The 10,737-nt window shown below is 73.0% G+C and carries 9 protein-coding genes; 3 read left to right on the forward strand and 6 right to left on the reverse strand.

The genetic code is table 11. The features are described from left to right. A partial coding sequence (locus ACI78S_RS24855; protein WP_456977666.1) for a hypothetical protein occupies window positions 1-1,114 on the reverse strand: 1,114 nt, incomplete at its 3' end. A gap of 343 nt (window positions 1,115-1,457) precedes the next feature. Here ACI78S_RS24855 and ACI78S_RS24860 point away from each other — a divergent pair. Genes ACI78S_RS24860 through ACI78S_RS24870 form a run of 3 tightly spaced genes read left to right on the forward strand, consistent with a single transcriptional unit; the run spans window position 1,458 to window position 4,257 of the window. Further along, a complete protein-coding gene (locus tag ACI78S_RS24860; protein ID WP_456977667.1) occupies window positions 1,458-2,366 on the forward strand; it encodes an ABC transporter permease in 909 nt (302 codons plus the stop codon). 5 nt (window positions 2,367-2,371) lie between these two features. After that, window positions 2,372-3,568 carry an ABC transporter ATP-binding protein gene (locus ACI78S_RS24865; RefSeq protein WP_456977668.1) on the forward strand — a complete coding sequence of 399 codons (1,197 nt, stop codon included), beginning with the start codon at window positions 2,372-2,374 and terminating at the stop codon, window positions 3,566-3,568. Between the two features lie 53 nt (window positions 3,569-3,621). Then, complete coding sequence (locus ACI78S_RS24870) at window positions 3,622-4,257, forward strand: hypothetical protein (RefSeq protein WP_456977669.1); 636 nt, start codon at window positions 3,622-3,624, stop codon at window positions 4,255-4,257. A 19-nt stretch (window positions 4,258-4,276) separates the two neighbouring features. On the opposite strand, the gene ACI78S_RS24875 is transcribed toward ACI78S_RS24870, so the two are convergent. Genes ACI78S_RS24875 through ACI78S_RS24895 form a run of 5 tightly spaced genes read right to left on the reverse strand, consistent with a single transcriptional unit; the run spans window position 4,277 to window position 10,390 of the window. Then, a complete protein-coding gene (locus ACI78S_RS24875; protein WP_456977670.1) occupies window positions 4,277-5,305 on the reverse strand; it encodes a glycosyltransferase family 2 protein in 1,029 nt (342 codons plus the stop codon). Further along, window positions 5,305-7,170 (reverse strand): class I SAM-dependent methyltransferase, encoded by a 1,866-nt coding sequence (locus ACI78S_RS24880; RefSeq protein ID WP_456977671.1) that lies wholly within the window; start codon window positions 7,168-7,170, stop codon window positions 5,305-5,307. Before ACI78S_RS24880 ends, ACI78S_RS24875 begins: the two co-directional genes overlap by 1 nt. Then, window positions 7,167-8,120, reverse strand: coding sequence for a glycosyltransferase family 2 protein (locus ACI78S_RS24885; RefSeq protein WP_456977672.1), 954 nt, complete (start codon window positions 8,118-8,120; stop codon window positions 7,167-7,169). Before ACI78S_RS24885 ends, ACI78S_RS24880 begins: the two co-directional genes overlap by 4 nt. Beyond that, window positions 8,113-9,036: an NAD-dependent epimerase/dehydratase family protein gene (locus ACI78S_RS24890; protein ID WP_456977673.1), complete on the reverse strand. Its 924-nt coding sequence runs from the start codon at window positions 9,034-9,036 to the stop codon at window positions 8,113-8,115. Before ACI78S_RS24890 ends, ACI78S_RS24885 begins: the two co-directional genes overlap by 8 nt. Next, on the reverse strand, window positions 9,029-10,390 hold the full coding sequence (locus ACI78S_RS24895; protein ID WP_456977674.1) for a rhamnosyltransferase WsaF family glycosyltransferase: 1,362 nt from the start codon (window positions 10,388-10,390) through the stop codon (window positions 9,029-9,031). The genes ACI78S_RS24890 and ACI78S_RS24895 overlap by 8 nt, the downstream gene beginning before the upstream one ends. Window positions 10,391-10,737: the final 347 nt, after the last annotated feature.

Raw genomic sequence — 10,737 nt, forward strand, 5'->3', positions numbered from 1 at the left:
TCAACGGCTGCTCCCAGCGCACCAACGACGCGCACGACGCCCCGAAATCGGCCACCTGCGCACACGAGGTCAGCTGCAGCTTGATCCCGGCATCGATGAAGAACACCCCACCACCCGGCGACAGCACCACGCGGGACATGGGCTGCCCCGTGGTGCGCCGGTCGAGGTACTGCTGCGAGACGAACCCGACGCCGCCCAGCGGGGAGAACGCCGCGACGGTGGCCAGGTCGAGGATCGGGTACTTCATGTTCCCGGACACGACGTAGACCGTCGCGTTCTCAGGGCTGCGCAGGAGGTAGCTGCCCGCCTGCGGGTTGCCGAACCAGTCGGAGAACATGCGCCAGAAGTTGCGGTTGCCGTAGGCGCTGCAGGCGTCGCCGCTGCCGTAGAGGTTGGCCAGCGCGGCGGCGTTCGGCCGGTAGGGCGTGTAGATGTAGAGCCCGGCGGTGGCCTGGTTGGCGATGTAGACCTGGCTGGTGCCGCAGCCGGCGTCGGGGTGCCACTGGATCGTGTTCACCTGGCCGGCCTTGTACCGGTAGCCGCCGGGGTTGGCCGCGTAGACCTGGTACTGCCGGGCGGCCATGTAGACCTGGTTGAAGAAGCCGTAGAACTGGCTGTTGCAGGCCGCGGTGTCCGGGCAGCCGAAGCCGGTGGCCGCCTGGTAGCGCCGGTTGGTCGGCCGCGAGACGGTGACGAGCGACTGCTCCTTCTCCAGCAGGACGAGCAGCACCTTGGGGTTGATCCCGCAGCTGCTCGCGACGCCCGCGATGACCTGGGCCGCCGACTGGGCCAGGCCGCCCTCGTAGCCCCGGCAGTACGCGTCGGCGGCCTTGCCGACGGTGGTGACGACGTAGTTCTTCAGGCAGGGCTGCTCGCCGGCGACGCAGGAGCTGCCCTTGGTGTCCAGGAAGGCCTGGACCTCGTGCACGGACATGCCGCCCGGGTCGAAGAAGACCGCGTCGCTGATGATGTTGCCGGGGTCGAAGTCCGCCGCGATCGCGGCCTCCGCCCGCGGCTGGGCCGCCACGCCCAGCAGGACCCCGGCGACCAGCGTGAGCACGACGAGCGCGGCGGTCCGCGCCCACCAGCGACCCGGGGTGCGGCGCGGCGTCATCGGACGTCCCCCCTGCCGGACGGCACCGCGGCGGCACACCTGCGCCACCCCGGGACGGGGGCGGAGGAGCGGACCGACGACGTGACGCGCATGAGGAACCCTTCGAACGACCGCTCACATCTTCCCCACCAGTCCACTGCGGAGCGTGAACCTCAGGCTTCCGGGCGTGGCGTCGGCGCCGGGCGCTCGCCGCGGGGCAGAGTGACGAAACCGTCCCGTCCTCCGATCCGTCGGAGGCGCACGTCCGCCGACTACGATCGGCGGCCTGGCGGACATGCGGGACGCCCGAGACCGTCCCGGCACCGCGCGCCCTCCCGGGCGATGAACTGAGAATGGTTGGCCAATGCAGGACTCTGACGCCGACGCGCGTCTGGACCGGCTCGCACGCCTGGACCTCCAGCCGGTGGGACCCCAGCAGGGGCTGCTCACGGGCACGGCCTCGTCGCTGCGGGACATCCACCAGTACCGCGAGCTGCTGATCCTCCTGGTGCGGCGAGAGCTGCGGGCCCGCTACAAGAACAGCTCCCTCGGGTTCGTGTGGAGCCTGGTCAAGCCCGTCACGCAGCTGCTCATCTACTTCGTCGTCATCGGGCAGTTCCTCGGCGCCGCACGCAGCATCCCCGAGTTCGCGATCTACGTCTTCGCCGGGCTGACGATGTGGGCGCTGTTCAACGAGACCGTCAGCGGCGGCGCGGGAGCGGTGGTCTCCAACTCCGGCCTGATCAAGAAGGTCTACCTGCCGCGCGAGGTCTTCCCGCTGAGCACGGTGGGCGCCGCCTCGGTCAACTTCGCCATCCAGTTCGTCGTGCTCGTGGCGGGCACCGTGGTCATCGGCAGCTTCCCCTGGTCGGCGCGGCTGTTCTACGTGCCGGCGGCCATCGCGCTCGTGCTGGTCTTCGGGACGGCGCTGGCCCTGCTGCTGTCCGCGGTGAACGTGTACCTCCGCGACGTCCAGCACCTGCTGGAGATCGTGACGGTGATCCTCTTCTGGGCCTCGCCGATCGTGTACTCGTACGCCTACGTCGCGGACTTCCTGGAGGGCAGCTGGCTCGAGCAGCTCTACCTGTCCAACCCGGTCACGCTGGCGATCCTCGCCTTCCAGCGGGGCATGTGGGAGGCCGGGGCCGCGGAGCCGTTCCCGTCGGCCATGCCGCTGCGCCTGGGGATCGCCTTCGTGGCCTCCGCGGCGCTCCTCTGGGCCGCCCAGCGCATCTTCGCCCGCCTCGAGGGCAACTTCGCACAGGAGCTGTGACCGCCGTGACCAGTGCCCCCGAGATCATCCGGGTCACCGACGTCTCCAAGCGCTTCGTCCTCCACAAGGAGAAGTCGCTCAAGGAGCGGGTGCTGCGCGCCGGCCGCCGCAGCGCGCACACCGAGGACTTCTGGGCGCTCCGGGACGTCAACCTCTCCATCGCGGCCGGGTCCACCGTCGCGCTGATGGGCTCGAACGGGTCGGGCAAGAGCACCCTGCTCAAGGTCATCGGCTCGATCATCCAGCCCACCACCGGGCAGGTGCTGCGCCGCGGCCGGCTCGCCGCCCTGCTGGAGCTCGGCGCCGGCTTCCACCCCGACCTCACCGGCCGGGAGAACGTCTACCTCAACGCCGCCATCCTCGGGATGTCGCGCGAGGAGACCAGCCGGCACTTCGACGCGATCGTCGACTTCTCCGGCATCGAGAGCTTCATCGACACCCAGGTCAAGTTCTACTCGTCCGGCATGTACGTGCGGCTGGCCTTCGCGGTCGCCATCCACGTCGACCCCGATCTCCTGCTGGTCGACGAGGTGCTCGCGGTCGGCGACGAGCCCTTCCAGCGCAAGTGCATGGACAAGATCCGCGCCTTCCAGGAGGAGGGGCGCACCATCGTCCTGGTCAGCCACTCGGCCGAGCAGGTGGGCGACCTGTGCGACCGAGCGGTGCTGCTGCGCGGCGGCGTCGTGCAGTTCGACGGCGTGCCCCGGGAGGCGATCCGCGAACTGCGGGCCGGCTTCGAGGAGACCCGCCGGGAGGAGGAGGGCCGCCGCTCCGAGGGAGCCGAGCCGGTGGCCCGCGGGCGGATCACCGGCGTGGACCTGCTCTCGCCGTCGCGCGAACCACTGGGGGTGCTGGCGGCGGGGGCGCCGATGGTCGCCCGGGTCGCGGTGGACCTCGACGACTCCGTCGACCGCTGGATGATGGGTCTGGCGATCGAGACCCCGCTGGGCCAGCGGGTCTACCACGTGAACACCCACCTCGAGGGCGTCGACCTCAAGAGCGGGGCGGGCCGGCACGAGGTCGAGTTCGCGCTGCCCCAGGTGCCGCTGGGCGAGGGCGAGTACGTCGTCCGCGTCGGGATCGGCGAGGTCGTCGGCGACATGCTCGACCTGCAGGCGCAGGCGGCGACGTTCAGCGTGGACTCCGGCACGCCCGGCAACGGGGTCGTCTCGATCGACACCGCGATCGACGTGGTCTCCTAGCGCCCCGCCCGCACCGCTCCCCCTCCCGACCGCGACCGTTCCCCGGGGTTCCCATGCGCTCGACCGCCGTCCTGACCACGCTCGCTCTGCTCACCCTCTGCGCCTGTTCCAGCACTGACGGCCAGGACGAGGCGTCGGCGGCGAACTCGGCGCCGCCGACGCTGACGCTGCCGCCGGCGGAGGGGTCGCCGGCCGGCGAGCCCCCCGCCGAGGAGAGCACGCCCGCCACGACGACGGCGCCGGCCACCGTCAACGACCGCGGCAACCTGGAGGAGGAGCCGGGCCGGCAGGCCGGCATCCGCAACGCGGACGGGTCGCAGGCGGTGGTCTTCTCGATCGACCGGATCGTCGTGAACCAGCCCTGCACCGGGACGCCGGCCCCGGAGCGGGGGCACTTCCTGGGGCTGCACGTGCGCGTGACGACCGGTGACCTGGCCGCCGTGGGCGGCAGCTGGTCGATGACGCCCTACGACTTCGGGCTGCTCGGGGACGACGGCGCGGTCGACTTCGACCTCGCCCGCCCCGGCGCCCTGGACTGCCTCGGCGCGGCGGAGCGCTTCCCGGTGGAGGCGCTGGAGCCGGACTCCCAGTACAGCGGGGTGATCGTCCTGGACGTGCCGGTCACCACCGGCACGCTGCTGTTCAGCACGCCGGCGCTGCAGGGCAACGGGTGGGAGTGGCGGTTTTGAGCCGCCCCGCTCGCCGTCGCTAGTCCGCGACCAGCCCGCGCGCGACCTCCCGCCGGGCGACGCGCGCCGAGCGGTCGGTGGCCCGCCGGGTCGCCAGGGCGGCGGGCGCCATCGCCGCCGCCTGGAGCAGGGCACGCCCGGTGCGGCCGCGGTGCGGTCCCCGCACCAGCCGCGCCAGCGTGCGGACCAGCGCCCGGACGAGCACCGGCCACGGCGCCTGGGCGGCCGCCACGACCAGCCGGTTGCGGGTGTTGTGCACCTGGAAGAAGGCGGTGGCGGTCCCGGAGGACGCGGCGTGCCGGTGCACGGTCCGGGCCCGCGGCGCGTGCACGATCCGCCAGCCGGCCCGGCGCAGCCGCCAGGAGAGCTCGGTGTCCTCGTAGTACATGAACAGCCGCTCGTCGAACAGCCCGACCTCGTCGAGCGCCCGCCGGCGCAGCGCCACGCAGCCGCCGTTGAACCCGAAGACGTCGGCCGGGGCGGCCGGACCGTCGTCGGCGGCCAGCCAGTCGCGGTCGCGGCCGTTGCCGGACGCGGTCACCACGTTGCCGGTGGAGTTCACCAGCCGGACGCCGTCCTCGCCGCCGGTGCGCACCCACCGCCGGCCGTCGGCCGCGGTGAGCCCCTCCTCCGGCGGCGTGCCGGGCGGCGCGGGCCGGAAGCGGCCGGCCAGCAGCACCCGGCCGGTGACGGCGGCGACGTCCTCCCCGCCGGGCTCGACCATCGGGGCCACGACCGCCTCGAGGAACCCCGGCTCCACCCGGGCGTCGTTGTTGACCAGCACGACGAAGTCGCCGGTCGAGGCGCGGATGCCGGCGTTGGCGCCGGCCGCGAAGCCCTCGTTCGTCGGCCGGCGCACCACGCGCAGCCCGGCGACGAGCTGCTGGGCCTGCTCCACCGAGCCGTCCTGCGACGCGTTGTCGACCAGCACGAGCTCGACGTCGCTGCGGCCGGCGGCGTCGCCGGCGAGCGACCGCAGGCACTCCAGCAACAGCGCGCCGCCGTTCCAGTTGACGACGACGACGCTGGTCGACGCGCCGGCCGGCATCACCCGTGGCGGCGCAGGCCGGTCCTGGTCAGCGCGCCCCTGACCGCGCGCCGGGCCAGCGCGGCGGGCATCCGCGACCGCAGCTCGGCGAGCTCCTGGGCCACCCGGTCGTGCGCCTCACGGTAGACCGCCAGGTCGTGCTCGAGCGCCTCGCGGGCGCGGTCGCGCTCCTCGACCATGCGGTGCAGCTCGTCGATGTCCCGGCCGGCCCGCTCCCACTGCACGTCGAACCGCTCGCCGCCGCGGACGTCGCCGAGGCCGAGCCCCCACATGCGGCGCAACTCCTCGGCGGCGCGGGCGCGGCGGGCCTCGACGGTCGCGTCGGTGGTGTTGACCAGCCCCTGGAACGCCGACTCCTGCGCGACGAACCGGTCGAGGAGGGCGTCGTCGACCTCCAGGTCGATCTCCTTGCCCATCGCGACGACCAGCTCGGCCAGGGTGTGGCTGGGCAGCAGCCGCGGCGGGCGGGTCCGGTGGGCCAGCTGGACGGCGCTGAGGAACAGGCCGCGCAGCAGCAGGCAGTCGCGGTCGTAGCCGCGGATGCGCCACTCCTGGTCGAACACCGCCAGCTCGCCCGCGTCGGTGAGCACGACGTTGTGCGGCACCAGGTCGACCGGCGCCTCCTCGGCGTCGGGGACCAGGTCGGCCCAGCGGCGCAGCAGCTCCCCGCGCCGGTCGGGCTCGTCGAGCACGACCTGGAGCAGCTCGCGGCCGGCGACCACCGGTTCGGCCGCCGGCGGCCGGTGCCGGACCCCCTCGTCGCCGTCGGCGCCGCCGCGCGCGGGGTACAGCGGGCCCCGCACGACCTGCAGCCGGTCGCCGTCGCGCAGCACGTCGGCCCGGACGGCGAACCGCGGCTGGCGGTCGGAGGTGAACAGCGTGGCGAGCCGGTCCGGCGACCAGAGGGAGGGGCCGCTGCCCTTGCCGGCCAGCGCGATGAAGGAGTTGGCGAAGTGCTCGGCCACCCCCGACGCCACGAGGGTGCCCCACGTCAGCCCCTCGTCGGCCAGCTGCATGCGCGGCACGAGGTAGTCGGGGCTCGGGAAGCGCGGCAGCCCGCCGGCGAGCTGGTCGGAGCTGCGGAACAGCTCGTCGGTCATGACGACCCGCGGCAGCTTGTAGTCGGGGAACGCGGCGAGGAACCGCGCCTCGAACCCGGCCTGCGCCAGCAGGCCCTCCAGCGTGCGCCGGGGGAACGTGCGGGCCGGCGACTCCAGGGCGTAGGCCTCCAGGGAGTCGAACGGCCGGTTGGTGTGGTCCTCCACCGCCCCGGTCAGGTACTTCACGCCCAGCGGGTTCTCGATGGCGACGACGAGGGTCCCGCCGTCCCGCAGCACCGCGTGGCACTGGCGCAGGAACGACAGGTACGGCGCCGGGTCGAGGGCGCCGCGGCCGACGTACTCCAGCACGCCGATGACCACGACGACGTCGTAGGCCGGCTCGGCCGGCACGTCGTCGAGGGTGCCGACGTACACCTCCACGTTGGGCAGGTCGCGGGTGCGCGCGCGGGCGACCGCGGCCCGGGCCGCCATGGGCTCCACCGAGTCGACGAGCGCCACGGTCTCGCCGAGGTAGCGGGTGATCGGGCCGCAGCCGCACCCGATCTCGAGCACGCGGGCGTCGGGCGGCAGCTCCAGGCCGCGCAGCACGTTCGAGCGGGTGGGCACCAGCGAGTACGTGGTCCCCCAGTCGGTGGCCGCGTCGGCCAGCTCCCGCGAGCTGCTGGACAGGTCCTCGGCCGAGCGCACGATCTCCAGCAGCCGCGGCTCGGCTCCGTCGGCGTAGCCGAGGTCGGGCGCGGAGAGCACCCGGCACCCGTCGGTCGTCTCGACCGGCAGGCCGCGCAGCGGGGTGGTCTCGGTCATGCTGCTGCTCCTCGGGGAGGGACGGGCGCCGCGGCGCCGCGGCGGACACCGCGCCACTTCTGCAGGTGGTAGAGCGGCCCGGTCACCAGGTAGTACAGCTTCCGGCGCCAGCCGAAGTCGCGGTCGCGCAGCAGCCGGGCGCTGTCCCTGGCCACCCCGCGCGCCACCATCCGGCCGACGACCGCCACCGACGGGACGGCGACGTCGATGCCGACCTCGCGCTGCCCGAGCGTCTCCTCCTCCATGCGGTCGTCGTAGCCGCGCAGGGTGAGGTCGTTGGAGTGGACGACCGCGGCGCGCGGCGCGTAGGCCTTGATCAGGCCGGCGGCGATCACGTCCCGGCCGAAGAGCTGGTCCTCGGCGTAGGACACGTCCTGGTACGGGACCGGGCCGGTGAGCACGTCGCGGCGGGCCGCCGAGTTCACGTCGGAGTAGAACGTGACGGCGTTGCGGACGCCCTCGCTGGTGATGAAGTCGTCGTCGTAGAACAGCGTGGTCCCGAAGCCGGGGCCGAAGCCCGCGAAGACGCCCTCGATCTCGTACTTCAGCAGCGGGAACGCCGAGGGCCGCGGGACCTGGCTGCCCATGACGGCGACGACGCGGTCGTTGAGCTCGAACGGCTTGAGCAGCTCGTACAGCCACCGGTCGGAGGCCGGCACGGCGTCGTGGGTCAGGTAGGCCACGTACCGACCGCGGGCCTGGTGCGCGGCGAAGTTGCGCGTGCGGCCGTGGCCGAACTCCTCGTTGGGGATGCGGATGAGCCGCACCTGCGGGAACTCGGCGACGATGTCGAGGGTCGCGTCGGTGGAGCCGGAGTCGACGACGAGGATCTCGACCTCGCCGTCGACCCGCTGGATCGACACCGCCGAGAGCAGCTCGCGCAGGTAGCGCTCGCCGTTGTAGGTGAGCACCGCGACGGTCGCGAGGGGCGTCTGCTCGCTCTCAGCCATGCTGGAGCATCTCCTCCCAGGTCAGCCGCACGCCGTCGGCGAGGCTCGTGGTCGCCCGGGTGGCGAACTCCTTCTCGAACCGCTCGACGCTGAGCACCACGTGGTCGACGAAGGTGGCCGGGCGCGGCAGGTGCTCGACGGGGACGTCCCGCCCGGTGACCTCGCGGATGGTGCCGACGACCTCGTCGATCGTCGTCCCCACCCCGCTGCCGAGGTTGTACAGGTCGTGCTCGGGGCCGGTGGACACGACCTCGGCGATCATCTCGGCGAGGTCGCCCACGTACAGGTAGTCGCGGATCATCGACCCGTCCCCGAAGACCGTCAGCGGCGCGCCCTCGAGCACCCGGCGCAGGAAGATCGGGATGACCCCCTGGCGCTTGAGCGGGTTCTGGCGCGGGCCGTAGGGGTTGGAGATCCGGAAGGTCGTCGACTCGAGGCCCTGCGTGCGGCGGAAGTAGCGCAGGTAGCTCTCGATCGCCTGCTTGCCGATCGCGTACGGCGAGACGGGCAGCGTCACGTCGGTCTCGGCGAAGACCTGCTGGTCCTGGTCGCCGTAGATGGCGCCCCCGCTGGAGGCGAAGTACACGTGCGCCACCCCGGCGTCCACGCACGCGTCGAACAGCTGCACGCTCGAGGTGATGTTCGTGCGGATGTCCATGGTCGGGTCGCCCTGCGCCGTGGCCGGGTCGGTGGTCGACAGCAGGTGCAGCACGACCTGCGACCCGCGCAGCGCGGCGCGGACGTCGGCGGCGTTGAGGAAGTCGCCGTGCACGACCTCGACGGGACGGTCGCCCCACCGGGGCGGGCCCATGCGGTGGCGGTCGAAGACGGCGACGGAGTGACCCCGGCGCAGCAGCGAGTCGACGACGTGCGACCCGATGAAGCCGTTGCCCCCGATGACGAGGCAGTCAGCCACGCATGGCCTCCACGACGATGTCGACGAACTGCCGGCCCGACTCGTCCCACGACAGGCCGGCGACGCTGGCCGACGCCTTGCGCGCGTACTCGTGCAGGTCCGGCCGGGTCATCTCCTCGGCGAGGGCCGCGGCGAGGGCGTGCGGCGAGGGGTCGGCGTAGCGGATGTGCTCGTTCTGCACGACCTTGGTGTTGTTCTCGCCGTGGTTGAGCACGGGGATCACCCCGCTGGAGAGCAGCTCCAGGGGCAGCAGCGACATGTTGGTCAGCGACAGCACCAGCGCGACGGCGCACCGGTTGTAGACGTCGTTGAGCTCGGTGATCTTCATCGTGCCGTGGTCGACGTAGCGGAACGGCAGGTCGTAGCCCGAGACGTCCCAGCCGGCCAGGCGGATCGTCCGGTCCGGGTGCTGCCGGGCGAAGATCTGCAGCGCCATCACGCCCAGCTCGAAGCCGCGGCGGGTGGTGACCGGGCGGGCGTAGAAGAAGACGTCGCGGGCGGGCTCGGTCCGGTCGAAGCTGTAGTGGCGCAGGTCGGCGGCGAACCCGAAGTGCGAGGTCCGCATGCCGTAGTCACGGGCCAGCTTCTCCGACAGCCAGCCGCCGGCGGTGATGCCGTGGAAGCCGAAGCGGTAGGTGTTCTCGGCCAGCACGTGCTCGGACCCGACCGGGTAGAACGCCGGCTCGAAGTCCTGCACGAAGTAGAAGCGGCGGGCCGGCGAGGGATCGCGGTGCACCGGGTAGGCGGTCTCCCAGCCGGTCGCGAAGATCGCGTCGGTGCCGGGCGCGACGCCCTCGGTCGGCGAGTAGGCGCGGAACTGCGCGGCGACGTCGGGGTAGGACGGGTTCGCGGCGATCAGCTGGCCGACGTAGGGGGCGTCGATCGCGTGGTCGGCCGAGTGGTACAGGTAGATCGTCGCCCGGTGCCCGGCGTCCTCCAGGTACTTCACGAACCGCAGGATGTTCTGCGCGCCACCCGAGGACTCCCCCGGCGGGTGCAGGATCCAGGCGGTGTTCAGCCCGCGCTCGCGGACCACCAGCGGGGACGTCGCCCACGGAGCCGGGCGCGACCAGTCCACCTCCAGCGCGTCCTCGTAGCGGACGAGCATGCGGATCTCCTGGCGGGGCACCAGCGACGGCGTCGCGGCGACCAGGCGCTCCCGGCTGCGGTCGAGCACCTTGACGCCCAGCACCTTGACGCCCTCGCCGCGAGCGATGGAGACCGCGCGGCGTACCCCGCGCACGACCCGGCCCACGGGGCCGTGCGCCAGCCGCCGCCGGGCGCCGCCGAGGGCGGCCGTGAGCCGCTCCCCCGCCCCGCCCTCGGTCGTCGCTCGACGTGCGTCCGCGCCCATGCATTGCCTCTTTCTGTCGGCGGCGATGTCGGATCGCGAGCCGCGGTACGGACCGGTCCGTCGCGTCGGGGAGGCACTCGTGTGCGGCTGTGCGGCGCACCCGACGCCGCTCCCCGAGCCGGCCTCACGCTACCAGCGGGGCAGCGGGGCGACCCGCTCCGCGGGGGGCCGCGCTCCCCACCCGCCACGCCCGTCACCCGGGTGTCACGGGCCCCCTCCCGGGTGGGTCAGCGGGGTGGGCCGGTGGGGATCAGCGACAGCGCGTAGGCCGAGGCCGCGATCGTGTTGCTCGCGGTGCCGCCCAGCGCCAGGTAGTCGTTCCAGGACCGGATCAGCCGCTTCACCCC

The sequence above is a fragment of the Geodermatophilus sp. SYSU D00815 genome (assembly GCF_054050035.1).

Bases quoted from the DNA above. Each gene is read 5' to 3' on its own strand.
- ACI78S_RS24885 (WP_456977672.1), bottom strand. From the start codon at position 8,120: ATGGCTGAGAGCGAGCAGACGCCCCTCGCGACCGTCGCGGTGCTCACC.
- ACI78S_RS24860 (WP_456977667.1), top strand. From the start codon at position 1,458: ATGCAGGACTCTGACGCCGACGCGCGTCTGGACCGGCTCGCACGCCTG.
- ACI78S_RS24880 (WP_456977671.1), bottom strand. From the start codon at position 7,170: ATGACCGAGACCACCCCGCTGCGCGGCCTGCCGGTCGAGACGACCGAC.
- ACI78S_RS24875 (WP_456977670.1), bottom strand. From the start codon at position 5,305: ATGCCGGCCGGCGCGTCGACCAGCGTCGTCGTCGTCAACTGGAACGGC.
- ACI78S_RS24895 (WP_456977674.1), bottom strand. From the start codon at position 10,390: ATGGGCGCGGACGCACGTCGAGCGACGACCGAGGGCGGGGCGGGGGAG.
- ACI78S_RS24870 (WP_456977669.1), top strand. From the start codon at position 3,622: ATGCGCTCGACCGCCGTCCTGACCACGCTCGCTCTGCTCACCCTCTGC.